27 protein-coding genes are annotated in these 26,584 nt (G+C 58.5%); 17 read left to right on the top strand and 10 right to left on the bottom strand.

The annotated features are described in order from the left end of the window. Window positions 1-211: 211 nt before the first annotated feature. The 4 genes from dprA to IOD40_RS01780 are packed head-to-tail and all read right to left on the bottom strand — an operon-like array spanning window position 212 to window position 4,211. Window positions 212-1,348, bottom strand: a complete 1,137-nt coding sequence (dprA, locus tag IOD40_RS01765; protein ID WP_198473660.1) for a DNA-processing protein DprA — start codon at window positions 1,346-1,348, stop codon at window positions 212-214. Then, complete coding sequence (gene plsY, locus IOD40_RS01770) at window positions 1,345-1,932, bottom strand: glycerol-3-phosphate 1-O-acyltransferase PlsY (protein ID WP_198473661.1); 588 nt, start codon at window positions 1,930-1,932, stop codon at window positions 1,345-1,347. Before plsY ends, dprA begins: the two co-directional genes overlap by 4 nt. Window positions 1,933-1,956: 24 nt before the next feature. Next, window positions 1,957-3,249: a dihydroorotase gene (locus tag IOD40_RS01775; RefSeq protein ID WP_198473663.1), complete on the bottom strand. Its 1,293-nt coding sequence runs from the start codon at window positions 3,247-3,249 to the stop codon at window positions 1,957-1,959. Next, a complete protein-coding gene (locus IOD40_RS01780; protein WP_198473665.1) occupies window positions 3,246-4,211 on the bottom strand; it encodes an aspartate carbamoyltransferase catalytic subunit in 966 nt (321 codons plus the stop codon). Before IOD40_RS01780 ends, IOD40_RS01775 begins: the two co-directional genes overlap by 4 nt. 80 nt (window positions 4,212-4,291) lie before the next feature. Between IOD40_RS01780 and IOD40_RS01785 the strand changes: the two genes are divergently transcribed. After that, window positions 4,292-5,974 (top strand): acyl-CoA dehydrogenase family protein, encoded by a 1,683-nt coding sequence (locus IOD40_RS01785; RefSeq protein ID WP_198473667.1) that lies wholly within the window; start codon window positions 4,292-4,294, stop codon window positions 5,972-5,974. Here IOD40_RS01785 and IOD40_RS01790 read toward each other — a convergent pair. After that, the gene (locus tag IOD40_RS01790) at window positions 5,959-6,894 is read right to left on the bottom strand and encodes an AEC family transporter (RefSeq protein WP_198473669.1); all 936 of its coding nucleotides are present in this window, start codon (window positions 6,892-6,894) and stop codon (window positions 5,959-5,961) included. The two genes, IOD40_RS01785 and IOD40_RS01790, sit on opposite strands and share 16 nt — an antisense overlap. A 222-nt stretch (window positions 6,895-7,116) precedes the next feature. Here IOD40_RS01790 and IOD40_RS01795 point away from each other — a divergent pair, with 222 nt between their 5' ends. Next, window positions 7,117-7,434, top strand: coding sequence for a DUF6105 family protein (locus IOD40_RS01795; RefSeq protein WP_198473671.1), 318 nt, complete (start codon window positions 7,117-7,119; stop codon window positions 7,432-7,434). Here IOD40_RS01795 and ruvX read toward each other — a convergent pair. Further along, window positions 7,388-7,858, bottom strand: a complete 471-nt coding sequence (gene ruvX / locus IOD40_RS01800) for a Holliday junction resolvase RuvX (protein ID WP_198473673.1) — start codon at window positions 7,856-7,858, stop codon at window positions 7,388-7,390. The two genes, IOD40_RS01795 and ruvX, sit on opposite strands and share 47 nt — an antisense overlap. A 76-nt stretch (window positions 7,859-7,934) precedes the next feature. On the opposite strand from ruvX, the gene IOD40_RS01805 reads away from it, so the two are divergent. The 4 genes from IOD40_RS01805 (at window position 7,935) to IOD40_RS01820 (ending at window position 11,513) form a co-directional block, all read left to right on the top strand. Further along, window positions 7,935-8,642, top strand: coding sequence for a metal-dependent hydrolase (locus IOD40_RS01805; protein ID WP_198473675.1), 708 nt, complete (start codon window positions 7,935-7,937; stop codon window positions 8,640-8,642). 90 nt (window positions 8,643-8,732) lie between these two features. Further along, window positions 8,733-9,020, top strand: coding sequence for an Asp-tRNA(Asn)/Glu-tRNA(Gln) amidotransferase subunit GatC (gene gatC, locus IOD40_RS01810; RefSeq protein WP_198473677.1), 288 nt, complete (start codon window positions 8,733-8,735; stop codon window positions 9,018-9,020). Window positions 9,021-9,084: 64 nt separating this feature from the next. Next, window positions 9,085-10,566 (top strand): Asp-tRNA(Asn)/Glu-tRNA(Gln) amidotransferase subunit GatA, encoded by a 1,482-nt coding sequence (gene gatA / locus IOD40_RS01815; RefSeq protein WP_198473678.1) that lies wholly within the window; start codon window positions 9,085-9,087, stop codon window positions 10,564-10,566. 149 nt (window positions 10,567-10,715) lie between these two features. After that, a complete protein-coding gene (locus IOD40_RS01820) occupies window positions 10,716-11,513 on the top strand; it encodes a YdcF family protein (protein ID WP_198473680.1) in 798 nt (265 codons plus the stop codon). A 1-nt stretch (window position 11,514) separates the two neighbouring features. Here IOD40_RS01820 and IOD40_RS01825 read toward each other — a convergent pair whose 3' ends face one another. Then, window positions 11,515-12,213 carry a DUF599 domain-containing protein gene (locus IOD40_RS01825; protein WP_198473682.1) on the bottom strand — a complete coding sequence of 233 codons (699 nt, stop codon included), beginning with the start codon at window positions 12,211-12,213 and terminating at the stop codon, window positions 11,515-11,517. A 275-nt stretch (window positions 12,214-12,488) separates the two neighbouring features. Between IOD40_RS01825 and IOD40_RS20155 the strand changes: the two genes are divergently transcribed. The 5 genes from IOD40_RS20155 to IOD40_RS01845 all read left to right on the top strand — a co-directional run bounded on the left by IOD40_RS20155 (window position 12,489) and on the right by IOD40_RS01845 (window position 16,138). After that, complete coding sequence (locus tag IOD40_RS20155) at window positions 12,489-12,617, top strand: hypothetical protein (protein WP_267905041.1); 129 nt, start codon at window positions 12,489-12,491, stop codon at window positions 12,615-12,617. A gap of 151 nt (window positions 12,618-12,768) precedes the next feature. Beyond that, the gene (locus tag IOD40_RS01830) at window positions 12,769-14,175 is read left to right on the top strand and encodes an L-serine ammonia-lyase (RefSeq protein ID WP_198473684.1); all 1,407 of its coding nucleotides are present in this window, start codon (window positions 12,769-12,771) and stop codon (window positions 14,173-14,175) included. A 61-nt stretch (window positions 14,176-14,236) separates the two neighbouring features. Continuing rightward, the gene (locus IOD40_RS01835; protein ID WP_198473686.1) at window positions 14,237-14,671 is read left to right on the top strand and encodes a DUF1489 family protein; all 435 of its coding nucleotides are present in this window, start codon (window positions 14,237-14,239) and stop codon (window positions 14,669-14,671) included. A gap of 43 nt (window positions 14,672-14,714) precedes the next feature. Further along, on the top strand, window positions 14,715-15,446 hold the full coding sequence (locus IOD40_RS01840) for a VWA domain-containing protein (protein WP_198473688.1): 732 nt from the start codon (window positions 14,715-14,717) through the stop codon (window positions 15,444-15,446). Then, on the top strand, window positions 15,443-16,138 hold the full coding sequence (locus IOD40_RS01845) for a DnaJ domain-containing protein (protein WP_198473690.1): 696 nt from the start codon (window positions 15,443-15,445) through the stop codon (window positions 16,136-16,138). The genes IOD40_RS01840 and IOD40_RS01845 overlap by 4 nt, the downstream gene beginning before the upstream one ends. A 52-nt stretch (window positions 16,139-16,190) precedes the next feature. Here IOD40_RS01845 and IOD40_RS01850 read toward each other — a convergent pair whose 3' ends face one another. Further along, the gene (locus IOD40_RS01850; RefSeq protein ID WP_233713791.1) at window positions 16,191-17,441 is read right to left on the bottom strand and encodes a D-alanyl-D-alanine carboxypeptidase; all 1,251 of its coding nucleotides are present in this window, start codon (window positions 17,439-17,441) and stop codon (window positions 16,191-16,193) included. Between the two features lie 557 nt (window positions 17,442-17,998). On the opposite strand from IOD40_RS01850, the gene clpS reads away from it, so the two are divergent. The 3 genes from clpS (at window position 17,999) to IOD40_RS01865 (ending at window position 21,447) form a co-directional block, all read left to right on the top strand. Continuing rightward, window positions 17,999-18,337 (top strand): ATP-dependent Clp protease adapter ClpS, encoded by a 339-nt coding sequence (clpS, locus tag IOD40_RS01855; RefSeq protein WP_198473693.1) that lies wholly within the window; start codon window positions 17,999-18,001, stop codon window positions 18,335-18,337. 8 nt (window positions 18,338-18,345) lie between these two features. Next, complete coding sequence (clpA, locus tag IOD40_RS01860; protein WP_198473695.1) at window positions 18,346-20,787, top strand: ATP-dependent Clp protease ATP-binding subunit ClpA; 2,442 nt, start codon at window positions 18,346-18,348, stop codon at window positions 20,785-20,787. Window positions 20,788-20,988: 201 nt separating this feature from the next. Further along, window positions 20,989-21,447, top strand: coding sequence for a DUF4168 domain-containing protein (locus tag IOD40_RS01865; protein WP_198473697.1), 459 nt, complete (start codon window positions 20,989-20,991; stop codon window positions 21,445-21,447). 36 nt (window positions 21,448-21,483) lie between these two features. Here the strand turns inward: IOD40_RS01865 and IOD40_RS01870 are convergent, their stop codons facing one another. After that, on the bottom strand, window positions 21,484-22,113 hold the full coding sequence (locus IOD40_RS01870; protein WP_198473699.1) for a MarC family protein: 630 nt from the start codon (window positions 22,111-22,113) through the stop codon (window positions 21,484-21,486). Between the two features lie 280 nt (window positions 22,114-22,393). Here IOD40_RS01870 and gyrA point away from each other — a divergent pair, with 280 nt between their 5' ends. Beyond that, a complete protein-coding gene (gene gyrA, locus IOD40_RS01875) occupies window positions 22,394-25,168 on the top strand; it encodes a DNA gyrase subunit A (protein ID WP_407649047.1) in 2,775 nt (924 codons plus the stop codon). Here the strand turns inward: gyrA and IOD40_RS01880 are convergent, their stop codons facing one another. Then, window positions 25,169-25,306 (bottom strand): hypothetical protein, encoded by a 138-nt coding sequence (locus tag IOD40_RS01880; RefSeq protein ID WP_198473701.1) that lies wholly within the window; start codon window positions 25,304-25,306, stop codon window positions 25,169-25,171. A 171-nt stretch (window positions 25,307-25,477) separates the two neighbouring features. On the opposite strand from IOD40_RS01880, the gene coaD reads away from it, so the two are divergent. Both coaD and IOD40_RS01890 read left to right on the top strand, forming a co-directional pair. Next, window positions 25,478-25,978, top strand: coding sequence for a pantetheine-phosphate adenylyltransferase (gene coaD / locus IOD40_RS01885; protein ID WP_198473703.1), 501 nt, complete (start codon window positions 25,478-25,480; stop codon window positions 25,976-25,978). 104 nt (window positions 25,979-26,082) lie between these two features. Continuing rightward, on the top strand, window positions 26,083-26,574 hold the full coding sequence (locus IOD40_RS01890) for a peptidylprolyl isomerase (protein WP_407649059.1): 492 nt from the start codon (window positions 26,083-26,085) through the stop codon (window positions 26,572-26,574). Window positions 26,575-26,584: the final 10 nt, after the last annotated feature.

Here is a 26,584-nt window from a genome sequence, read left to right on the forward strand (position 1 = left end):
TGGTTGTGTAAAATGTTTCTTGCAACCGGAGTGGCGGAGGGAAGTCATGCATACGCTTCGGCAGCGTCGACGAACCGACGCGTTGGATTATCTTCAGTCAATGCTCGGTCAATTGCGAACAATGGCCCAGGCCGAGCGCTGCGATATGTTGGCGTATCTGATCGAGATGGCGTACCTGGAAGCGGGTGACATTATTCGCGGTGAGCGCCCGCTAAATGTCAGAGACGATCAGCGAAACGGAGCCGCCGGAATGCCGCTCGAGGCGACCGGCAAGGTCAAGCTCAAGTAAGATCATCATGAGCTGGGACGGGTGTACGCCGGTGTGGTGCAAGAGTTCATCTATTTGAGCTGGCGACGGACCTAAGGCGTTCAGCACTGCTGAGCGCTGATCATCAAGTGGCGGGGGTGTGCTTGAGGGGATGGGCGGCTCCTCAAGCACATCCATTACGCGGGCGGTCCTGGGCACGAGTGGCTTGATGTCCTCCAGCACGTCCGCTGCTCCGGTGATGAGGGTCGCGCCGTTACGAATGAGGCTGTTGGTACCGGCGGATCTCGGATCAAGTGGCGATCCCGGCACGGCATAGACCAGGCGACCCATTTCCGCGGCGAGCCTTGCCGAGATGAGAGAACCGGACCTGTAAGCAGCCTCAATGACCACCAAGCCGGTTCCCAGCGCTGCAATCAGCCTGTTGCGACGCGGAAAATCGCGCGATCGGGGAGACCAGGTCAGCGGCATCTCCGAAATCAAAGCGCCTCGCTCGGCGATAGTCTCACTGAGTTTCTCGTTCTCCGGAGGGTAGGGGCGGGACAAGCCGCCGGCAAAAACCGCTACCGTTCCGGTGTCCAAGCTGCCGCTGTGAGCGGCGGCATCAATCCCTCGGGCCAGACCGGAGACGATGATGTGGCCCTCACGCCCGAGGTCGCTCGCGATGCGGCGTGCGATTGTCATTCCGTTTGCCGACGCATTGCGGGCTCCGACGACCGAAATCGCCGGCATCCGAAACACGTCTAGACGACCTCGTACCGCCACGAGTGGAGGCGGTTGATCCATCTGCCGCAACATTGGTGGGTAGTCGGGCTCGCCATAGGCGATAAGCCGCACGTTATGACGGGTTGCGGCCTCCAGTTCCGCTTCTGCCTCCGCAGTCGGACATATCCGGATAGATTTCGCCGCGCCGCCTGCAGCAGCCAGCGTGGGTAGCTCTGCAAGTGCGGCTTCTGCGGAGCCAAAACGGTTGATCAGTTGCCGGAACGTGGCAGGGCCAACGTTCTCGCTGCGGATGAGCCTCAACCAGTTGAGCCGTTGCCGGTCGGTTAGCGTCAAGCTTTCCGCCGGCCGCCGGCTCATCCTTTCGAGCCGATCTTCGATTCCGTCCCCGCCAATAGGCGCTCAATATTGGGTCGGTGCTTGATGAAGATGATTATGCTCATCGCCGCAACGATCAGCGAATGTGTTGGCAAGCCAACCATGTAGATCACGACCGGTGTGACGATACATGCGACCAGAGCGGAGAGGGAGGAGTAACGGCTGATGACAGCCGTGGCGAGCCAGGTGATCGCAAACGCCAGAAGTCCCTGCCAGGCAAAGGCGATAAGGATGCCAAGATAAGTGGCAACGCCCTTGCCGCCCTTGAAGCTTAGCCACACCGGAAACAAATGTCCGAGGAAAGCCGCGAAGCCAGCGGCAAGGCCCGCCTCCAGTCCCCATTGCGCACCGATCAGAACGGCTGCAGTTCCCTTTAAGGCGTCGCAGAGCAGCGTCAGTGCAGCGAGCCCCTTGTTCCCGGTCCGCAGGACATTGGTCGCACCGATATTGCCCGAGCCGATATTGCGCACGTCGCCCAGTCCCGCGGCGCGCGTGATCAGCAGGCCAAACGGCACAGAACCGAGTAGATAACCCAGCGCGAGCGCCAGAATTGTCGCTGTCGGCATGATCTGAATGCTCCCCGGGTCGCTTTAGATGGCGGCCTTGTAGACTGTGCGTCCGGACACGACTGTTTGCAAGACCTTGCCCTGCATGCGAGCGCCTTCGAAGCAGGTGTTCTTGGAGCGCGAAAGAATATCCTGTTCGCGAACAACCCAGGGCTCGTTGAGGTCAACGACAATCAGGTCGGCGTTGGAACCGGGGCGAAGCGTTCCCGCTGGCAGGCCGAACCTCTTGGCAGGTGCGGTAGACAAAGCGTCCACGAGGCGCAACAGCCGGACGCTGTCATTGTGATACAGCCGCAACGCAGCGGACAACAGCGTTTCGAGGCCGATGGCTCCTGCTGCTGCATCGGCGAACGGCAGGCGTTTCGTGTCGACATCCTGCGGATCATGGGACGAAACGAGAATGTCTATCGTCCCGTCTCGAAGCGCTTCCACCATTGCCAGACGGTCGTCTTCTGCACGGAGAGGCGGGTTGAGACGGAAGAACGTACGATACTCGCCGACGTCGTGCTCGTTTAATGACAGGCTGGCGATGGCCGCACCGGCGGTGACATTGGCGCCGTCAGCCTTGGCGCGCCGAATCGCATTTGCGGACAGCTCCGTGGAGAGCTTGGCGGCGTGATAGGCACCTTTGGTGAGACGCGCCAGCATCAGATCCCGTTCAAGCGGGATCGTCTCGGCTTCCCTCGGGATGCCAGGAAGGCCAAGCCAGCTTGCGTAGAGCCCTTCGTTCATGACGCCGGTCATGGCCAGGTATGGATCCTGTCCGGCATGGTCGATCACCGCGCCGAAGTCGCGAGCATATGTGAGCGCCCGGCGCATCACGAGAGAATTGACGAGGGTCTGACGACCTTCTGTGAAGAAGACGGCTCCCGCCTCACGCAGAAGGCCGAATTCCGTCATCTCGGAGCCTTTGAGGCCACGCGTGATGGAGGCTGCCGGGAAGACGTTGACGACTGCAGTATCGCGGGCCGCGCGCAGCACGAAATCAACCAGCGCAATATCATCGATGACGGGCGCGGTGTCGGGCATCATCACCAGGGATGTGATGCCGCCAGCCGCTGCGGCAACGCTTGCCGAAGCAATCGTCTCGCGGTGCTCGCCACCGGGCTCGCCGATGTGAACGCGCGCGTCGACCAGGCCCGGCATGATCGACTTGCCCGAGCAGTCGATGACTGCCGCGCCTTCTGGAATGCCTTGGTTGCGTGCGTCAGCGCCTGCCGCAACGATCTCCTTACCATTGACGATGACATCGCCGATCTCATCGATGTTCCGGGAGGGATCAACGACGCGTGCATTCTGAAAGACGGTGATGCTCATATGGCCGCTCCGTCGGGATTGCGGCGGGGGTCGAGGAGTGCTTCCATGACCGCCATGCGGACCGCAACGCCCATTTCAACCTGCTCCTGAATGACACTTTGAGGGCCGTCGGCTATCTCTGACGCTATCTCAACGCCGCGGTTCATCGGCCCCGGATGCATGACCAAGGCATCTTCCTTGGCCACCTTCAGCTTTTCGGCATCGAGGCCCCAATAACGGAAATATTCCCGCACCGACGGCACCATCGCGCCTTCCATGCGCTCGCGCTGCAGGCGGAGCATCATGACGACATCGGCTCCTGCCAGGCCTTCCTTCATGGTGTTGAACACCTCGACGCTCATCTGCGAGATGCCGGAAGGCAGCAGCGTTGATGGGGCAACGACGCGGACACGCGCACCCAGCGCGTTAAGCAGAATGATGTTCGAACGCGCGACCCGCGAGTGGGAAATGTCGCCGCAGATCGCTACGGTCAAACCGCCGATTCTCCCCTTGGCGCGACGAATGGTCAGCGCGTCCAAAAGCGCTTGAGTCGGATGTTCGTGTGCGCCGTCGCCGGCGTTGACCACGGAACAATCGACCTTCTGCGCCAGAAGGGCGGCAGCGCCTGCGGACGCATGACGGATGATCAGAATGTCGGGACGCATGGCGTTCAGCGTCATCGCCGTGTCGATGAGGGTTTCCCCCTTCTTCACCGACGACGAGGCAACCGACATGTTCATCACGTCCGCGCCGAGTCTCTTTCCGGCTAGTTCGAACGATGATTGCGTGCGGGTTGACGCTTCGAAAAACAGGTTGATCTGGGTACGGCCGCGCAGCGTCGAGGTCTTCTTTTCCGATTGGCGCGAAATGGAGACGTCCGCGTCAGCGCGGTCGAGCAACATTTCAATATCCAGCGGGGAAAGGCCCTTGATGCCGAGCAGGTGCCGGTGCGGAAATAGGGGAAGGGCGGTGCGCTCAGTCATGTTAAAGCTGTGCTATAGGCATGCATCGCCCGGCCCGCAAGCGCGGCGGTCATGTTTCAGCGATTTTTCCTCGCAAAAGGATGTGTATTGCTTGTAACAGTCATGCGGCCGGAATCGGCGGAAAACGGAGTTTTGCATTGACGCACGAGGTAACGAACCAGAGCCCGCCTCTCTCAGGAAGCAGCGCCTGGCGCACTGATCCGCTGCTCGTGCAGCTTGCAGACGATTTTACAGATCCGGTCCGCAAGGACCTCGATCAGCTTGGGCGCTACGTCCGCTCGGTTGAGGCGCAAGACCTTGCCCGCCTGGCAAATTCGGAAGTGCCCAAATTGCGCACTCACGACCGCCAGGGTCGACGTTCTGATATCGTCGAGTTCCATCCAGCTTACCATGCTTTGATGCGTCGGTCGGTGGGGATCGGCCTGCACTCCTCAATCTGGGAGAATAATCCGGCTGAGGCTGGAAAACGGCATCAGGTGCGCGCTGCGCGTTTTTACCTGACAGCGCAGCTGGAATGTGGGCATCTTTGTCCGATAACCATGACGAGCGCCTCGCTGGCTGCTCTGATGTCGAGTCCATCTCTGTTCCGGGAATGGGCACCACGCATCACAACGCGCAAATACGATTCCTCGCAAAAGGCGCCGGTCGAAAAAGGCGGTCTGACCCTCGGAATGGGGATGACCGAAAAGCAGGGCGGTACGGATCTGCGTACCAACACCAGCCGGGCGGTGCGCGAAGGCAGCCAGTTCTACCGCCTGAGTGGACATAAATGGTTCCTGTCGGCACCGATGTCGGACGCGTTCCTGATGTTGGCGCAGGCAGATGAGGGGCTTTCCTGCTTTCTGGTTCCACGCTTGCTCAAGGGCGGAGTCGACAACGGACTTCGCTTCCAGAGGCTGAAAGACAAGCTTGGCAACCGTTCTAACGCGTCGTCGGAGGTAGAGTTCGACGGCACATTGGCGGAGATGGTTGGCGACCCAGGTTCCGGAATCCGCACCATCATGGACATGGTTACGCTGACGCGTCTTGATTGCGCGGTCGCCAGTTCGGGGATCATGCGGGCGGCGCTTGCCGAAGCGGTACATCACACCCGCCACAGGCGCGTTTCCGGTCAACCCTTGATCGATCAGCCGCTCATGGTGCGTGTTTTGGCTGACATGTCTCTCGATGTTGCCGGAGCCACCGCCTTGTCGATGCGTTTGGCGCGGTCATTTGACGAGGCAGCGAACAATCCCGCCGAGGCCGCCTTTGCACGTGCGATGACGGCGGTGGTGAAGTATTGGGCCTGCAAGATCGCCCCAGCCCTGATCTATGAAGCCATCGAGTGCATTGGCGGCAACGGCTATGTCGAAGATGGCCCGCTGGCTCGCTATTACCGGGAAGCGCCTGTCAATGCCATTTGGGAAGGGTCGGGCAATGTGATGGCGCTGGATGTCCTGCGTGTCCTCGCGCGGGCCCCGCAGCTTTTCGAGGAAGTTCTGGCGGGTATCGGACGCGATCTCGGGCCTGCCGGCAAGGGCACAGTTGGCGTGCTGCGCGCAGCACTCCAGGTTGCAGGCTCGGATGAGGGGTCGGCCCGGATTTTGACAGAGCAGCTGGCTATTTCCGCTGCAGCCGCCGAATTGCGGCGGATGGGGGCAGGGCGGATCGCCGATGCATTTGTAGAATCTCGGTTGGCGGGGCAGTGGCGGACCACCTACGGGATGCTGGACGCACGCCATGACGCCCGTGTCATCGTCGACACCCTCTACCCCACCGACTGAGCGGCAATGAACAGCACCAACGGCATTGTCAGGAATGACAGTGCCGTCTGAAGCGTCTTGACCTCAGCGTATAGTTCCGCATCGCCGCCCAGGAGGCGCGCCAGGAGATACCCATTCGCGGCGGTCGGGACAGCTGCGCAAAGGACGAGATACTGAATTTCAGTGCCGGAGACGCCGAGTACGTAGCCTATGGTCGCGATCATGGCTGGGTAGATGATGAGCTTGGCAACAATTGGCGGCCACAGAGCTGTTCTTCTCAGCGATATCCTTTCCGTCTGAAGCGCCGCTCCAATCGCCATCAGGCCGATTCCCAGAGCCGATGTGCCTGCGAGGGAGAGGGTGACCTTGATCGGTTCGTAGAGCTCGAACGGCAATTGACGGAAAAGGACCGCACCTCCTGTTGAGATTATGAACGGGTTGAGCGCCATCCGGCGCAGCAGTACCCCGATGCTCGCCTGCTTGTCGGCGAATTTCGTGATCACCATGACCACCACGATGTTGATCGGGATGATGATGGCGGCCATTGCCAGTGCCACAACTGCGGCTCCTTGTGGTGGAAATATAGCCTGAGCTATCGGCAATGCGATGAAGCCGTTCCACCGTATCGAGGTCTGGAAAACGGACGAGAACTCGGCCGGAGTGACCCAGCGGCTGCGCCGAAGCAATGGCCAGGCGGCAAGCATGAGCGCGCACATTCCGGCAACCGCAAGGAGCAGTGCCAGCAGGAGTGAATCGAGCTTCAGAGGACTGAAATCTGCATTGTAGATCGTAATAAAGAGTAACGCCGGATAGAGGATCCAGTAGGTGAGCTGCTCGACGCCCGGCCAGACGTCTTTGGAGATTACCGGAAGTCTTCGGACGAGGATGCCCAGCCCGATCAGCATGAAAACTGGAAGGATGCTCTCGAAGATGATCAGCATGGGCGCTCACGAGGGTAAACCTTCCCGCGAACTAAATGGGAGGCTTGGGAAGGTAAAGGTGAGATCGTTGGGCCAGACGATGTTTGCTGGAGAGTTAACCCTAAGGAATGGTTTCCGTTGCTGTTAAGTAAGAGCAGGTTCAGTGTTGCGCTGTCGGAAGCGAACCTGAAATTCCGACTTCCTGCCTTCCAGAGCGCACGCCATTATACGGGGCCAAAGCTGATGCGTTACATCCTCATTTTCTGGGGATTGCCTATGGGGTTCTTCTGGGGCTGGTACTTCCTGTCCTACAACGACATCAATTTCGGATTGTTGTTCTTCTCCCGTGTCCTGCACGACTTTGCGTTCGGGTTTTATGGGGAATTGCTGGGCGTCGACCCCAGCGCCATAGGCCCCATGGTGGCACGGGCATGCGCCGTCGACACTTTGCTGATTTTTTCGATTTTTGGCTTTCGCCGGCGTCGCGAAATTCTGGAGTGGTGGAGAGCGAGGGTCAGGCCTGCAGTGTCCGAACCCGGTCGAGTGCCCCCTGCAGAATAAAGGCTGCCGCAGCCGAATCGATACGGTCCTCGCGTTTGCGCCTTGAGACATCCATCTCAATCAGCGTCCGCTCCGCCGCCACGGTGGACAATCGTTCGTCCCAATAGATGAACGGAAGCGATGTCAGCTTTTCCATGTTGCGAACGAAGGCGCGGGTGGCCTGAACGCGGGGGCCCTCACTGCCATCCATGTTGACGGGAAGGCCGATCACGATCCCGACCACTTTTTCCTTCTGAACCTCTGACAGAAGCGCCTGCGCATCGACAGAGAACTTTTTGCGCATGATGACCGGCCGAGGGTGTGCGAATGCCAATCGGGCATCTGAGATTGCGAGCCCGATGGTCTTTGTGCCCAGATCGATCCCGGCCAGTTTCGTGCCGGGTGTTGCCAGATGGGCTACCTCTGCTATGTCGATCACAGGCACGTTTGGTCCAATCCGCAGGCTTCTAACTGCGCGGGTTCTAACCTGAACATCACGATAAAGCGAGGAGGCTCTCCCAATGAAGCTCACCTGGTACGGACATTCCGCATTCCGGATCGAAGTTGGTGACGCCGCCATCCTGATCGATCCTTTCCTCACCGGGAACCCGTCCTGGGGCAAGGGATGGGAAGAGGTGGCGGAAGGTGTTACCCACGTATTGCTGACCCACGGCCACGGTGACCACATCGGCGACTCGGCAGATATCCTGAAGAAAACGGGCGCTATGCTGGTGGCTAACCCCGAAATCTGTCGGTTTCTGGTGAGCCAGGGCGTGGATCAGAACCGCATCAATCAGGGCAACAGCGGTGGCACCGTTGATTGCGGGGGCTTCACCGTCACGTTTACCCAGGCGTTGCACTCGTCATCATTCCCGGGAGAGGGCGGCGAGAACATCTATCTCGGCAATCCGCACGGGTTGGTTCTGCACTTCCCGAATGGCGAGTCGGCCTATCACATGGGTGACACCGATATCTTCTCCGACATGGCGCTGATCAATGAGCTGCACCAGCCGTCAATCGGTATCGTTCCCGTTGGCGACCGGTTCACCATGGGCGGAGCTGTCGCAGCTCTGGCATGCCAGCGTTACTTCAAGTTCGACAAGGTGATCCCGTGTCACTACGCAACATTCCCGCTGGTAGAGAAAACTGCGGACAAGTTTGTTGAGGGAATGAAGGGTTCGGCTACCGAAGTGGTGGTGGCAGAAGTCGGCAAGCCGTTCGAAGTGTGACAACGCAAATCAGTGTTCATTGTTGCGCCGCACGAGCGGTGCAGCTATAGCCCCACCAATGGTTTTCCCTGCAACTGGCCGGAGCATCGCATGTCCGTCGACATCGACACCGTCAAGCGTGTGGCGCGACTCGCCCGCATCGCCGTAACCGAGGAAGAAGCAAGCCAGATGACTGGCAAGCTCAACGCGATTTTAGGTTTCGTGGAACAACTTGGTGAAGTCGATGTCGAAGGCGTCGAGCCCATGACTTCCGTAATCCCGCAGTCGATGAGAAAGCGACAGGACGGGGTGACGGATGGAAACATCGCAGACATCATTGTCGCCAACGCGCCGGCGTCGGAAGAAAACTTCTTCCTCGTGCCCAAGGTGGTCGAATAGTTGACCGCGTAGGTCTTCCAGGACCGCATTCGAGCAGCACACAGGCTTACCTAACGGACGTTTCATGACCGACCTGACGCAACTCACCATCGCCGAAGCCCGTACCAAGCTGCAGGCCAAGGAGATCACCGCTACCGAATTGACGGATGCGTATCTGACTGCGATTGACGCGCATAATGCGGCATTCAACGCGTATGTTGCGGTGACGCACGATATTGCCCGCTCTATGGCGAAAGCCTCGGATGAGCGTCTCGCGAGCGGCAAGGGCGGTGCGCTCGAAGGCATCCCGCTCGGCATCAAGGATCTATTCGCGACCAAGGGCGTACACACGCAGGCTGCGAGCCACATCCTCAATGGCTTCAAGCCGGACTACGAGTCGACCGTTACGGCGAATCTTTGGGCTGACGGCGCTGTCTTGCTGGGCAAGCTCAACATGGACGAGTTCGCAATGGGCTCCTCCAACGAGACCAGCTATTACGGCCCGGTGAAGAACCCGTGGAAGGCCCGTGGTTCGGATGCCGATCTTGTCGCGGGTGGTTCGTCCGGCGGTTCCGCAGCCGCTGTGGCCGCGCATCTTTGCGCAGGTGCAACCGCAACCGATACCGGTGGTTCGATCCGTCAGCCCGCTGCCTTCACTGGCACGGTTGGCATGAAGCCGACCTATGGGCGTTGCTCGCGCTGGGGCACGATTGCCTACGCATCCTCACTCGATCAGGCAGGGTCGATCTCCCGCGACGTACGCGACGCCGCGATTATGCTCAAGTCGATGGCCTCGACCGACCTCAAGGACAGCACCTCTGTCGACCTTCCCGTTCCTGAGTACGAGTCAGCTCTCGGCCAGTCGGTGAAGGGGCTGCGCATTGGCATTCCGAACGAGTACCGCGTCGACGGCATGCCAGATGAGGTTGAAAAGCTGTGGCAGGAGGGCATCGCATATCTACGCGATGCAGGTGCAGAGATCGTCGACATCTCGCTGCCGCACACCAAATATGCGCTGCCGGCTTACTACATCATCTCGCCGGCTGAAGCGTCGTCCAACCTTGCCCGTTACGATGGCGTCCGCTACGGGCTGCGTGTGCCAGGCAAGGACATTATTGACTTGTATGAGAAGACCCGTGCCGCCGGTTTCGGTGACGAGGTCAAGCGCCGTGTCATGATCGGCACCTATGTGCTCTCGGCAGGCTATTATGATGCGTATTACGTTCGGGCTCAGAAGGTTCGCTCGCTCATCAAGCGCGACTTCGATCTGGCGTTTGATGCGGGCGTCGATGCGATCCTGACGCCAGCAACCCCATCGGCAGCTTTTGGTATTGCCGACAAGGAGATGGCCGCCGACCCCGTCAAGATGTACCTCAACGACATCTTCACCGTGACAGTGAATATGGCAGGCCTCCCGGCTATCTCGGTGCCGGCAGGTCTCGACAATCAGGGATTGCCGCTTGGGCTTCAGCTGATTGGAAAGCCATTCGAAGAGGAAACCTTGTTCCGCGCGGCATACGTGATTGAACAATCTGCAGGTCGCTTCGAGCCGCAGAAGTGGTGGTAGGATCTGTCTGATCAGCCAAACTTTCGATCAAGGGAGCCCGCCGGCTCCCTTTTTCTTTGCGGTTTTGCGTGGGGCTTTTCGATCCTGCGGCCTTGAAACGGCAGTCAGAGCCTGCGACGAGTGCGTAGACCAGATGGCATGGGGCAGCGATGTTCTTCACACTTTCAAAGCTGTTTTGGATTGTTGCGACGCCGATCAATCTGATCGGAATCCTGATCGCGCTGAGTATCGGCGCGCGGCTGCTGAGATTTCGTCGCCTGTCGATGATTTGCAGCGTGGCTGCCCTCAGCATTCTGGGGCTCGGCGCATGGACCACCGCCGGCGCGCTTCTTCTTCACCCGCTTGAAGATTATTACGAAAGGCCGGTGCCGCCGCCAGACAATGTTGCGGGTGTGATCGTGCTCGGTGGTGGCTTCGAGGGCAGCGTCAATCTCGCCCGTGGCGGCTATGAACTCAACGCCAGTGGAGACCGCTTCGTTGAGGCGGCGATCCTCGCGCGGCTTTATCCTGAGGCAAAGATTGTCGTCACTGGTGGGTCGGGGACGTTGCTCCTGGAGGGAGAAGGTGACGGTGACACGGCTCCGCGGCTTCTTACCGCGCTCGGCGTTGAGCCGGAACGCCTCGTTCTGGAGCGTTTGTCTCGCAATACTCAAGAAAACGCGACGCTGACCAGGGAATTGCTAAATCCGCAGCGCGGTGAAGTCTGGCTGTTGGTAACCTCCGCGTTCCATATGCCTCGTTCGGTCGGATTGTTTCGTAAGGCTGGTTTCGACGTGGTACCCTGGCCTACAGACTACCGGACAGCCGGCACCGAAACGCTGGGACTTGCGCAGGATAATGTCGCGGATTCCCTTCAAAATCTCGCAATAGGGCTGCGCGAATGGATCGGTCTGATCGCTTATAGGCTAACTGGAAGGATCGACGGGATCTTCCCACCGAAGACCTGATTTAATCGACCACCGCCTCCCGGGCCGCTGAGAAGAATTGCCGGCGGATCTCGACCGTGACGATGAAAACCGTCGTGCTGATCAGCATCCAGGCGCCGATAAACCAGCCAAGATAGGCGATAGCGAAGAAAATGGCGCGGAGGCCTTCGTTGAAGTGCCGCCCTGCGAGGACGTTCATGCGTGTGGCCCGCTCGACCGCAATCTCAAATTCAGGACGTAAGGCCTGTTCCTCGCGGTACGAAGGAACCGCACCCATCAGGATCGAGCAGTAATTGAACAGCCGATACGACCAGCCGAACTTGAAAAAGCCGTATGAGAGAATGCCGATGAGACCAAATACCTTGGCCTCAAAAGCAGTGCGGGTGGCGATCTGTGGAGCCGGAATCTCGCTGAGAACCTCCAGAAACGTATCGGCAGATCCGAACAGGGCGAAACACCCGCCGATTGCAAGGAGGCAGCTGGAAGCGAAGAAAGCCGTCCCTTGCTGCAGTCCGCTCATGATGCTCGTGTCCACCATGCGAAGCTCTCGGCGCGACATCGTAAGCATCCAGTTGGCTCGCTGAGCATCCATCATCGCCGTCAAGGTGCGTCGTCGCACCAGATGCTTGAGGATGCCGGGCGCGAAAATTCCCCAGCACATGACGAAGAAAGCGATCGCCACAAGGTCAAGTACGGGAAGATAATGAGAATCGAGCGTCATGCATGGACAGTGCCGCAACTGGCCTCACTTCGCCAAGATGACGCTGTCACAATTTCGCCGCACGAGTTCACGTTCCATTTACTGCAATTTTTGCTAAGCATTTGAATTCGCGTTATCTCTTAGCTGCGCGATCCCGCCCTGAGGGGTGGCTGACACTGTTCTGCCCGTTTGTGCATTGCGGAAGAGTCGGGGAAGGGCTATGTACCGGGCTGACGGAAGGGGCCGTCGCGGCGCAAAAGAGCCGAAAAAAGTTCAATCAGCTAACAGGACGACCAATGGACGAGAGCGTTCAGAAATCCTGCTGGGGCGTAACCGCCAAGGCAGTGATTGGTTTCGCCGGTATCTTCATGCTGGCCTGGCTTCTTGGCGGTCCCGATGCCGCTACAATCCTAGTGGCAGGATAGACCAAGTCATCATTTGGTGAATTCTCAAGGCGCAGCGCAGGCTGCGCCTTTTTTCTTTGGGCTTCATGTCGCAGTCGAAGCAGAGTGCGTCGGAACGCCGGTTGCAAAGTTCGCAGGAAGAGACAACATCTGTCAAAACTGGAGGCCTGCGATGTTCCTTTCCGTGTTCGATTTGTTCAAGGTCGGAATAGGTCCGTCATCGTCCCACACAATGGGCCCAATGACGGCGGCCGCGAGGTTTTTGGACGAGCTGCTCGGAGAAGACTGGCCGCGTCCAGTGGGGACCAAGGTTCACCGGCTTGCGGCAAGCCTGCATGGCTCGCTGGCATTTACCGGGATCGGCCACGGAACGGATCGTGCAGTCATTCTTGGCCTCACCGGATTGACACCGACCACAGTTGATCCGGATCGCGTAGATGACGTTCTCGAAACGGTTGAGCGCACGAAAAGCGTCAACCCGGCAGGACACCCCCTCTATTACTTTGACCCGCGTACAGACCTTGTACTCGACAAGAAGGTTCCATTGCCGGGACATGCGAACGGGATGGCATTCTCGGCATTTGCGTCAGACGGGCGCCTTCTGTTGCGCCGCATCTACTATTCGATCGGTGGCGGCTTCGTTGTTTCAGACGAAGAACTTCAACGCATGAAGGCAGAGGGGCCGCTGCGTGAAGCCGGCAGCCAAGCATTTCCATATCCGTTCGAGAACGCCAAGCAGATGTTGGCGATGGCTGCGAAAAGTGGGCTCTCCGTTGCGCAAATGAAGCGCGCCAATGAAGAGCGAAACATGTCGCGGGAGAAGCTTAACGAGGGTCTCGATGCGGTGTGGGGCGCTATGTCTGCCTGTATCGACCGGGGACTGACGCAGGAAGGCATCATGCCTGGCGGCCTGAAGGTGAAGCGCCGGGCAAGGCAGCTACACGACCGGTTGCAAGAAGAATGGAGAAACAACAGGCCCAATCCGCTCCTCGCCAATGACTGGCTCTCCGTTTATGCCATTGCGGTCAACGAGGAGAACGCCGCAGGTGGCCGGGTCGTTACAGCCCCGACGAACGGCGCCGCCGGCGTGGTACCTGCAGTACTGCGTTATTGGCTGCACTTCCACGTCGAGGCAGATCGCGAATCCATCCACGACTTCCTGCTGACTGCGGCTGCCATTGGCGGCATCATCAAGCACAACGCGTCCATATCGGGAGCCGAAGTAGGCTGCCAGGGCGAGGTGGGTTCCGCATCGGCAATGGCGGCGGCGGGGCTGTGCGCAGTCATGGGCGGAACGCCACAGCAGGTGGAAAACGCTGCTGAAATCGCGCTGGAACATCACCTCGGCATGACCTGCGATCCAGTCGGCGGTCTTGTCCAGGTTCCCTGCATCGAAAGAAATGCACTGGGCGCGGTTAAAGCGGTCACTGCGGCGTCATTGGCGATCAAGGGGGATGGAACCCACTTCGTTCCACTCGATGCGGCAGTCGAGACCATGCGTCAGACCGGTGTCGACATGAATGAGCGATACAAGGAAACCAGCCTTGGTGGTCTGGCCGTGAATGTCGTTGAGTGCTGACTGCTGTGGACATGCGAGTCTGGCCCTTCATCACGACAGCTCAGCGAACTAAATAGGGTGCATGTCACTTCACCTCATCAAACTGTGCGTCGGCGTCGAGAGCGTTGAAGATCTGGAAGGCTGGATTGCGCTGAAGCTTGAAGAGAAGCGGCGCTCAGGCCTTGCCATTGATCATTTTCACACAACGCGGATGGTTCCCAAACGAGTTGAGGAGCTTCTGTCCGGCGGTTCGATCTATTGGATCATCAAAGGTGGGGTGCAATGCCGGCAGCGTCTGCTCGACATCCAGCCATTCACCGATGCTGAGGGCATTGGAAGATGCCGCCTCATTCTCGAACCTGAGATAATTCGTACCGAGTGGCAACCGCGCCGTCCTTTTCAGGGATGGCGTTACCTGGATCCCAAGGATGCACCGGAAGACCTCGCGGGAGCCGAATCGGGTGACGAGCTTCCGCTTGAGCTGCGACGTGAATTGACGGAGCTTGGCCTGCTGTGAGCAAGGGCTTGCAAGCGCGGGAGCTGCAGCACATCTTCAAAGCATGAACCAAGACAAGCGGCAGCTTTCCAATAGCCACGTGACCGATCCGGTTTCCCGGTCAGATCGCGCCGAGATAAATGCGTTTCTCTCGCAGGTTAGGGCAATCACGCCTGCTGTGGGCTCAGGTCGTATTATCCTCGCATTAGACGCCACCATGAGCCGGCAACCCACTTGGGACCTGGCATGCAGGCTGCAGGCGCAGATGTTCGATGCAGTCGCCAGGGCCGGCGACCTGAAAGTTCAATTGGTCTACTTCCGCGGCATAGATGAATGTCGCGCGTCTCGTTTTGTGGGGGATGGATCGACCCTCAAGAACCTGATGACGAAGATTGTTTGTCGCGGCGGGCCTACGCAGATTGGAAAGGTATTCACCCAGGCGCTGAGAGAGACCGAACGCGAAAAAGTGAATGCCGTTGTCTTCATCGGTGATTCGATGGAGGAGGGCGTTGACCTGCTTGCCAAGAAGGCGGGTGAACTCGGTGTGCGCGGCGTGCCGATATTTCTGTTTCAGGAGGGGCGGGAGCCCGGCGTCGAGATCGCCTTCCGTGAATTTGCCCGCCTGTCGAAAGGGGCATGGTTCCGGTTTGACGCCAACGCCGCAGATACCCTCGCGAAGCTCCTCTCTGCGATCGCGGTCTTTGCGACCGGTGGGGTAAAGGCGTTGGAGGCGCGGGGCCGACCCGAAGATCGCCTCCTCATCTCTCACCTGAAGTCACCGGATGGAGGAGGATGACTTTTCTGTTTTACGGCGCGGCCGCTCTGGTCGTCATCATTGGCCTGACGCTTCTGTTCATTCGTACGGACCCCGTCCGGCTATCCAGGGCCCTCAAGCTCATTGGACCGGCCCTCGTTGGGGCGCTTGGTGCACTACTTTTGCTGATCGGAAGGGCTGCAGCCGGGGGGATGCTCCTCTCCGCAGCTTTTGCCTGGCACATGCGGTCCCGCAGCAAGGAGAAGGCGAAACCGTCACCCGGCATGCGGTCTTCTGTTCGCACAGCCGCACTCGAGATGGAACTCGATCATGATAGCGGAATGCTCGAAGGTCATGTTCTCGCGGGAAGTCGGGAAGGGCAGTCCCTAGCCTCTCTCGATCTTCCTGAGTTGATCGAGCTAGGCAAGGAATTGTCGTCTGATCCAGAAAGCCTTCAATTACTTGAGGCGTATCTGGACCGCCGATTTCCCGTCTGGCGTAGTCACGGCGAGACGGAGGCTGGCGACCGGCAACGTGGCACGCCAGCTTCGGGCCCCATGAGCAAGCAGGAGGCCTACCAGGTCCTTGGTCTTGAAGCGGGAGCCAGTGCGGCGGACATTCGAAAGGCCCACCGTCGATTGATGCAGCGGGTGCATCCCGATCTCGGCGGCAGCTCGTTCCTTGCTGCGCGGATCAATGAAGCCAAGGAAGTTCTGCTGTCTTCTCAAAGGTAGGTCTCCCTTCGACACACTACTAAACGGGGAAACGTTGATCATCGGGCTGACGTCAGAGCGCCGAGGTGAAGCAATCGATCTTCTGCTTCTTTAGGGCGCTGCAGGCGTTGACGGCCTGGTTCTTCGAACTGAAGCCGAAGCGGGCGCGGTAATAGAGAGTGCCCTTGTTGTTGAACTCTTCGATGAACGCATTTGCGTCCGAGACGATGCCGGATGCGTTTTTGCCCGCACGAACCAGCGCCGCGAGCGCTTCCTTCTGAGAGGTTGAGGAAGCGATCTGGACGGCCCAGCCGCTCGTCTGGATGGAGGCGGTGCTCATGCTGTCCACTGCGAAACGGTCATCCGATGCCGGCGAAGCGGTTGGGACCGGAACTGCTGCGGGTGGGGTGACGCGCGACGGCATCGCAGCGGCAGCTGCAGCGACGGCCGGAGGCGTTTGCGTTTGGATATAGGCTGCGACCTGCATATCAACCTCGCCATCAGGACGTAAGGACGGGACCGGGATATCACGACGCGGCAAAGCGATGCTCGCTGCTGCAACTTCTTGGGCACGAGGTGCCGGACGCGGTGCGCTGACCAGATTGCCACCGCCGCGCCGCGACGCTTGGGGGAAATGGTCGCGGATCAGGGCGGCGACGTGCTGGTCGCGGCTGGCGGCGCTCTTGCCCCCCATCACAACCGCGACAACCGAGCGGCCATCACGCTGAACCGAGGTCACGATGTTGAACCCGGAAGCGCGGGTGTATCCTGTCTTGATGCCGTCCGTCCCCTGGAGCTTGCCAAGCAGGCGGTTGTGCGAGTTGATGGTCTGCTTGCCGAACTTGAAGGAGCGGGTGGAAAAGTAGGTGTAATATTGCGGGAAATGCTCACGCAGGGCGATGCCCAGAATCGCCTGGTCACGCGCTGTGGTGTACTGCTCGGTGTTCGGCAGCCCGTGCGCGTTGCGGTACTGGGTGTTGGTCATTCCAAGCTGACGAGCCTTTGCCGTCATCATGCGGGCAAATGCCTGCTCTGATCCGCCCACGAACTCTGCGACGGCGGTCGAGATATCATTGGCGCTGCGCGTAATGAGAGCCTTGATAGCGTGCTCGACGGTGATCGATCCTCCAGCCTTAACACCCAGCTTGGTAGGTGGCTCGGCGGCTGCCCTCGCGCTGACCGGAATTCGCGACGATGACTTGTAACGCCCTTCCTTCATCCCCTCGAACAGAAGGTAGAGCGTCATCATCTTCGTCAACGATGCAGGGTAGCGCCGGGAGTCGGCATTGCTCGAGAACAGCACTTTGCCAGTCTTGGCATCCATCACATAGGCGGCGTAGCGGGAATTCGCTGATGCCTGTCCCAAAGACGCTGCAACTAAGAAAATCGCGGCGAAAAGGATTGTGACTGTTCGGTGGAGGTTCAGGATCTGCGAAAAAAACTCAGCGGACGCTGTACGCACAAACATAGCAAAACGCTCTTCGTCGACTTCGGGGGGGCGGTGCCTTCGGATGTCTGGCACGACTGGAGCGACGATATCGGGGAGAGTGTTACCAGTCCGTTTATGGTAACCTGCTCGTTCACCAATTTGATCAACTTTTCGCTAACGGATGGCTCTGGCGGGTCTTGCGAACAGGAATGCGGCAATGCGTTGAGTTTGGAGATGCTCGACGCTAAAGCGCCCGAGAGGCTGAAATCTCTTTTGTTTGTCGCGCGGTTCTGGCCGCACGGCTCGGTTTTCGCGGACACGTGCGTGCCGCATCTATTGTCAGGGCGCGAATTGATCTTAAAATTCGCGTATAAGTGCCTACATGTCGTGCCTGGGCACGGCTCTAGCAGGGAATGTGAGCAGTGAAGGCAGGGGAAGCTAGGACTGGACTGATGTTCAGGATGCAGGGCGATGAGGGTCGCGGTAGCGGTATCGGACGCGGGACCGAAGTCATCACGCGCACCAAGCCGAAGATCAAGAAACCGTCACTTTATCGAGTTCTGATCCTGAATGACGACTATACGCCGATGGAATTCGTTGTGCACATTCTGGAGCGCTTCTTCCAGAAGGACCGGGAGGCCGCGACCCGGATCATGCTTCACGTGCACAATCATGGGGTAGGGGAATGCGGGGTCTATACTTACGAGGTGGCTGAGACCAAAGTGACTCAGGTCATGGACTTCGCCCGACAGCACCAGCATCCGCTCCAGTGCGTGATGGAAAAGAAATGAGGTACTGAATGCCGGCTTTCTCCCCAGGCCTGGAACAGGCACTGCACAGGGCATTGACACTGGCCAATGAGCGCCATCACGAATATGCCACCCTCGAACATTTGCTGATGGCACTACTGGATGATCCGGATGCTGCCGCTGTGATGCGCGCCTGCAGCGTCAACATTGACGAGCTGCGGCAGACGGTTCTCAACTACATCGATACTGAACTCGATAATCTGATCACTGGATATGACGAAGATTCGAAGCCGACTGCCGGTTTCCAGCGTGTCATCCAGCGTGCGGTCATTCATGTGCAGTCCTCGGGCCGGGAGGAAGTGTCAGGCGCGAATGTTCTCGTGGCAATCTTTGCCGAGCGCGAGAGCCATGCTGCCTACTTCCTGCAGGAACAGCAGATGACGCGTTATGATGCCGTGAACTACATCAGCCACGGCATTGCCAAGCGTCCTGGTGCATCGGAGAGCCGGAGCCCGCGGGGAGCCAACGAGGATGAGCCGTCGAATTCTGCCGGGGAAGGCGAGGAGAGCGGCAAGAAGAAGCAGCAGGATGCGCTGACTGCCTATTGCGTGAATCTCAATCAGAAAGCGCGCTCGGGTAAGATCGACCGCCTGATCGGTCGTACCAACGAGATCAATCGCACGATCCAGGTCCTGTGCCGTCGCTCAAAGAACAACCCGCTTTATGTGGGTGATCCGGGCGTCGGCAAGACTGCGATTGCGGAAGGGCTGGCAAAGCGCATCGTCGATGGCGAGGTGCCTGAAGTTCTGCGCGATGCAACGATTTTTGCGCTCGACATGGGCACGCTTCTGGCGGGTACCCGCTATCGTGGTGACTTCGAAGAACGCCTGAAGCAGGTTGTCAAGGAGCTTGAGGATTATCCCGGCGCGGTCCTGTTCATCGATGAAATCCATACGGTGATCGGTGCGGGTGCGACCTCTGGCGGGGCAATGGACGCCTCCAACCTCCTGAAGCCGGCGCTGTCTTCGGGCGCGATCCGTTGCATCGGCTCGACCACCTACAAGGAGTTCCGTCAGTTCTTCGAGAAGGATCGGGCGCTTGTCCGTCGCTTCCAGAAGATCGACGTGAACGAGCCAACGGTCGAGGATGCCATCGAGATCATGAAGGGGCTGAAGCCCTATTTCGAGGACTTCCACAAGGTCAAGTACACGAACGAGGCGATCAAGGCCGCGGTCGAGCTTTCCTCACGCTACATCAACGACCGGAAGCTGCCGGATAAGGCGATCGACGTGATCGACGAAACTGGTGCGTCGCAGATGCTCTTGCCCGAAAACAAGCGGAAGAAGACGATCACCATCAAGGAGATCGAGGCGACCGTTGCGACGATGGCCCGCATTCCACCGAAGACGGTTTCTGCCGACGACGAAAAGGTTCTCGCCTCGCTTGAGGAAGAGCTGAAGCGTGTCGTCTATGGCCAGGACACAGCTATCACGGCGCTGGCTTCCGCGATCAAGCTGGCGCGGGCAGGCCTGCGAGAGCCGGACAAGCCGATTGGCTCCTACCTGTTCTCCGGGCCGACCGGTGTCGGCAAGACCGAAGTTGCAAAACAGCTGGCGAAGTCGCTGGGTGTGGAGCTTCTGCGTTTCGACATGTCGGAATATATGGAGCGCCACACGGTATCTCGCCTGATCGGTGCGCCTCCCGGATATGTCGGTTTTGACCAGGGTGGGCTGTTGACTGATGGTGTTGATCAGCATCCGCATTGCGTACTTTTGCTCGACGAGATCGAAAAGGCGCATCCGGATCTGTTCAACATCCTGTTGCAGGTCATGGATCACGGCAAGCTGACCGATCACAACGGCAAGCAGGTCGACTTCCGCAATGTCATCTTGATCATGACCACCAATGCGGGTGCGGCCGATCTGGCCAAGGCTGCCATCGGGTTTGGCTCCTCCAAGCGCGACGGCGACGACATGGAGGCAATCAACCGGCTCTTTACCCCAGAGTTCCGGAACCGTCTCGATGCAATCGTGCCCTTCGGCTCACTCCCGGTCCCTGTCATTCATCAGGTGGTGCAGAAGTTCGTCATGCAGCTTGAGGCACAGCTCGCCGAGCGCCGCGTGACCTTTGAATTGACACCTGAGGCAGTCGCTTGGCTGGCAGAGAAGGGCTACGATGAGCGCATGGGCGCTCGTCCTCTGGCTCGGGTTATCCAGGAGCACATCAAGAAGCCGCTCGCGGATGAGGTTCTCTTCGGCAAATTGCGCCACGGTGGGACGGTTCGCGTGAAGGTCGAGAAGGATGATCTTGGCAGCGACGTTCTGAGGCTTGAGGCGATTGCTGATGAAGTTCCGGTAAGGCCGAAGAAGGAAGTTCCGGAAGGGCAACCAGCCAAACGAAAGAACGCCAAGAAGGCGGTGGCGGTTGAGGATGACGCCAAGGGCAAGGATGCTTCCAAGCGCTCTATAGTTCCTCAGTTGCCACGGAAGTAATTCAAGACGTTTGGGCGGGCGGGATAAAGTTTTATCTCGCCCGTTTTGTATAAGTGACGCGTGATCACTATTTTGCGCGGCTTCCGCCACATTCAAATCAGCTTCTGGCGGTTCCCTGACGTCTGGCTTTCGCACCCGGGTTAGGGCGTATCTGCGTTAGCCTTTTCCGTCCCGTCGAGGACCCAGAAGAGGAATATGTGCATGAGACTGAACCGTACCTTGCTCACCGGATTTTCTGCCGCGCTTATCGGGCTTTCGGGAGCAATGGGGGCTGCGATCGCACAGGACGCCACCGCTCCCGCGGCGAATGCAGAAACGCAGGCCCCTGCCGCAGCCGCACCAAATCTCGATGAACAGAAGCTCCGTTCCTTCGCCGTTGCATTCCTGGAAGTCAGTGAGCTGACGCAGGAGTATCAGCCGCAGATTGCTGCAGCCGGGTCTGTAGAAGACCAGCAAAAGCTCCAGCAGGAAGCGGGGCAGAAGATGGTTGAGGCAGTCAATTCCTCCGACGGTATTACCGTCGAAGAGTACAACATGATCATACAGGCAGCTCAGGCTGATCCTGAGCTAGCGCAGCGTATCAATACGCACATCACAGACGCTGCTGCCGCCCCGGACGGTGCGCCGGCCCCTGCGCAAGCTCCGGCCCCGGCCGAATAAATCGTACCGTCAAGTTCCACTCATGTCGGCCAGAGTTCAGGCCGACATGAGTGCCTTTATGCCATCCGCAACAAACTGGACCGCGAGGGCCGCCAGTATGACGCCGAGAAGGCGGGTCAGGATGGATCGGCCTGTTTCCCCCAAGAACCGATCTACGCGCTCAGCCGCCGCAAATGTAAGCCATGTCAGGATCAGACATGCCGCGAGAATTGCTACCAGTGTCAAGTGACCTGAGGCACCGGTAAAGGAGCCGGAAAGGAGGACGGTCGCGGAGATGGCTCCGGGGCCCGCCATCAGCGGTATCGCCAGCGGAAACGCCGCGATGTTTCGAATGTGATCCTTGGTGATGGCGGTTTCCGCGCTCTTTTCCTTGCGCTCGGTACGCCGTTCGAAAATCATCTCGAAGGCAATGAAGAACAGCAGCAATCCGCCTGCTACGCGGAAGGCTGGCAAAGTTATCCCGAATACAGAAAGTATCACCACGCCAGCGACCGCAAATAGCGTCAGGATGGCAAAGCCGATTATTGTTGCCCGGGAAGCGACCTGCATTCGCTGTTTTCTGTCCATGCCAGGAGTAAGCGCCAAGAAGAGCGGTGCAAGTCCGGGCGGGTCGATCGTGACAAGGATCGTTACAAACGCATTAAAGATCACGTCTAGTTCAGGCATACAATTCGCTCCCCCACGAGTACCGGCGACGCTGTGATCTGCAGCGCCAGTTGGGACCACTCTGCCTCAAAACAGGCCCGCAGGCGATTCGCGTTGAGACCCATCGATTTCCGATTTTGCCGTGAGCTAACGCGTCGCTATCGACGGACATTCGACCTCCACAGCTAACATAATGACTCTTATAGCAAAAATGGCACTGGAAATTGACGGATCAGTTTGGAAAAATGGCGGCTCTTCCTATATAAGGAGTGGGTGTTTTCCAGCATGATCGTGATCTCCATTGACTGACCAGACCACGCCGCGCGAGCCTCAGGATATGCCTGAAGGCATCGAGCCGATCTCCATCATAGAGGAGATGCAGCGAAGCTATCTCGATTACGCGATGAGCGTGATCGTGTCTCGAGCGCTGCCGGATGTGCGAGATGGGCTTAAGCCAGTCCATCGCCGCATCCTCTATGCTTCGCACGAGAGCGGCTACCATTGGAATCGTAAGTATGTGAAATCCGCGCGTCCCGTCTCGGACGTGATGGGTAAATACCACCCGCACGGCGATGTGTCGATTTATGACGCCTTGGTTCGCATGGCGCAGGACTGGTCCATGCGCGTGCCGCTCGTTGACGGGCAGGGTAACTACGGCTCGATCGATGGCGATCCTCCGGCAGCGATGCGATACACAGAGGCGCGCCTGACCAAGGTCGCCCACGAAATTCTCGAAGATATTGACAAGGATACTGTCGACTTCCAGGAAAACTACGACGGTTCGCAGACCGAGCCGAAGGTGCTGCCTGCGCGCTTCCCGAACCTCCTGGTCAACGGGTCCGGGGGTATCGCGGTTGGTATGGCTACCAACATTCCGCCACACAATCTTGGGGAACTCGTCGACGGCTGTGTCGCCTTGATCGACAATCCTGAGATGGAATTGCCGGAGTTCATGGAGATTATTCCTGGGCCAGATTTCCCTACCGGCGGCATTGTTCTTGGACGTGCAGGAATCTATTCGGCTTACCAGACCGGCCGCGGCTCCATCATCATGCGCGGCAAGGTGCATGTGGAGGAGATCCGCAACGATCGTGAGGCGATCATCATCACCGAGGTTCCGTACCAGGTGAACAAGGCGACGATGATCGAAAAGATGGCCGAGCTCGTACGCGACAAACGTATCGAGGGCATCTCCGACATCCGGGACGAAAGTGACCGTCTGGGTTATCGGGTTGTGGTTGAGCTGAAGCGCGACGCAAACGCTGACGTCATCCTCAATCAGCTTTATCGATTTACGCCTCTGCAGACTTCGTTCGGCGCCAATATGGTTGCATTGAACGGCGGCAAGCCCGAGCAGATGGGTCTGCTCGAGATGCTCAGGGCGTTCGTCCATTTCCGTGAGGAAGTGGTGAGCCGACGCACGAAGTACCTGCTTCGCAAGGCTCGTGAGCGCGCGCATGTTCTCGTTGGTCTCGCGATTGCCGTCGCGAATATCGACGAGGTCATCAAGCTGATCAGGCATGCTCCTGACCCTCAGACCGCTCGCGAGCAGTTGATGACGCGTCGCTGGCCTGCTGCGGACGTGGAAGCGCTGATCCAGCTGATCGACGATCCGCGTCATCGCATCAATGAGGACGGCACTTATAACCTCTCGGAAGAGCAGGCTCGTGCAATTCTCGAACTGCGCCTGCAGCGTTTGACAGCGCTTGGTCGTGATGAAATCGCGGACGAGTTGAATGTCATTGGCGCGGAAATTTCTGAATTTCTCGACATCCTCTCGTCGCGCGTGCGCATCCTCCAGATTGTGAAGGATGAGCTGGTCGCGGTGCGTGAGGAATTTGGAACGCCTCGTCGGACCGAATTGGTCGAGGGCGGCGCGGATATGGATGATGAAGACCTCATCCAGCGGGAAGACATGGTCGTCACGGTTACCCACGAAGGTTACATCAAGCGGGTGCCCCTATCGATCTACCGGGCACAAGCGCGGGGCGGGAAAGGCCGTTCCGGCATGTCCACGAAGGACACCGACTTCGTTACACGTCTGTTCGTTGCCAATACGCACACTCCGGTCCTGTTCTTCACCTCGCGTGGCATCGTGTTCAAGGAGAAGGTGTGGCGTCTGCCGATTGGTACTCCGCAGTCACGTGGCAAGGCCCTGGTGAATCTTCTGAGCATTGATGCGGGCGATCGCATTACGGCGATCCTGCCACTGCCGGAAGACGAGAGCAGCTGGTCGAATCTGGACGTGATGTTCGCGACAACGCGCGGTACCGTACGCCGGAACAAGCTGAGCGATTTCGTTCAGGTGAATCGCAACGGCAAGATTGCGATGAAGTTCGACGAGGAAGGCGATGCCATCCTCGCTGTTGAAACTTGCACCGAGCACGACGACGTCCTGCTGATTGCAGATTCCGGTCAGTGCATCAGGTTCCCGGTCACTGATGTTCGCGTCTTCAAGGGCCGCGACTCTCAGGGTGTTCGCGGAATTGCGCTTGGCGATGACGACAAGGCGATCTCGATGACGATCCTGCATGGCGTCGACGCGTCGCCGGCGGAGCGTGCATCCTATCTCAAGCAGTCGGCATTTGAACGCAAACTGACCAGCGATGACGGCGAGAATGAAGAAATCAGCCTGACCAACGAAGAGGTTGGTGAAGAGGCGGTTCTCAGCCCTGAGCGCTACGAAGAGCTCAAGACGAGAGAGCAATTTGTCCTCACCGTAACCGAGCTGGGTTACGGCAAGCGATCTTCCTCGTACGACTTCCGGGTTACCGGGCGAGGTGGCAAGGGCATTCGCGCCACTGACGTTTCAAAGGTCGCGGAAATTGGCAGCCTGATCGCAGGATTCCCGGTCGAGAACGAAGATCAGATCATGCTCGTCTCAGACGGCGGGCAGGTCATACGCGTGCCCGTTAACGGCATCAGATATGCAAGCCGTGCCACCAAGGGCGTCACGATTTTCCATACGGCTGCGGGTGAGAAGGTCGTATCTGTCGAGCGGATATCCGAGCCCGAGGATGAGGAAGAAAGTGCGGATGGCGCGCAGGAAACGCCACCCGCACCGCTGGAGGACTAGTTAGCCGAAGGTGACATTGCGACGAGCAGCTTTGCGCTGCGCTTCCAGCTTAACGCTCTGGGCTTCGCTATGGAGGCCTAGGGCGGTCGCGATCAGCATGGCCAGGGTCATGGTGGTGGCAAGCAGGTAGATCATCATCGCATGTCTCCTTCGTGCTCAAATAACGGTCGAACCCAGATATTGGTTTCAACGCAGGCCCAACTTTTCCGTTTTCGGGGTTGAACAGTCGCTGAGGAAGGCGTTCAGCTGTTGTTCATCCTGCGCCTGTGGATGATTGCCATGAGCGTGGCCTCCAGATAGAAGCCAGATATGACAAGCCGCACCGCATTCTACGCCGGATCGTTTGACCCCCTGACCAATGGCCACCTGGATGTGTTAAGGGGAGCGCTGGTTTGCTCCGACCAGGTCATCATCGGGATCGGCGTTCAAGCTTCCAAGCAGCCGCTCTTTACGTTTGATGAGCGGGTCGAGCTGATCAATGCGTGGGCGGCGCAAGAACTCGGCGAAGACGCAGTTCGTCTCGAAATTGTTGCTTTCAAAGGACTGCTTGTCGATGCCGCGCGTCAGCACGGCGCGACGATGCTGATCCGTGGGCTCCGAGACGGTACTGATCTTGACTACGAAATGCAGATGGCCGGCATGAACGGTATCATGGCACCAGATCTTCAGACCGTATTTTTGCCTGCAAGCCCCGCGGTTCGCACAATTACAGCCACACTTGTTCGCCAGATTGCGTCCATGGGCGGCGATATCCGTCCATTTGTGCCAGCCAATGTGGCTCAGGCACTTGCTCGGAAGTTTAACGCCTAAAAGCGGAGCCACACATGCACTTTACGAAATTTTTCTCGTCCGCTTTGGTCGCGGCCAGCATTTTCGCCAGCTCTGGAGCTCTTGCTGAAGAGCTGGAGAACAAGATGGTCATTCAGCTCAAGGACGGGGAGGTCGTCGTTGCACTGCGCGATGACTTGGCCCCCAAGCACGTTGAGCAGATCAAAAAGCTGGTTCGGGCGGGCGAGTATGACAACGTCGCTTTCCACCGCGTGATCGAGGGCTTCATGGCCCAAACTGGCGATGTTCAGTTCGGGGATCTCACGGAAGCCTATAACAGCCAGCGTGTTGGCACAGGCGGCTCCTCATTGGGAACGATTGAAGCCGAATTCTCTGCAGAGTCGTTTGTCCGAGGCACGGTTGGAATGGCTCGCGCGCAGGATCCGAATTCTGCCAACTCACAATTCTTCATCATGTTCGCGCCGGGATCGTTTCTCGATGGACAGTATACGGTCGTCGGCAACGTCGAAAGCGGCATGGAGTTCGTCGATAACATCAAGCGCGGTGAGGGTCCCAATGGTGCCGTCACTGATCCGGATCGCATGATCTCCGCGCGTATCGCCGCAGACGCCAATTAAGAAACACCAG

The organism is Aquamicrobium zhengzhouense (assembly GCF_016124105.1).
Taxonomy (GTDB): domain Bacteria; phylum Pseudomonadota; class Alphaproteobacteria; order Rhizobiales; family Rhizobiaceae; genus Aerobium; species Aerobium zhengzhouense.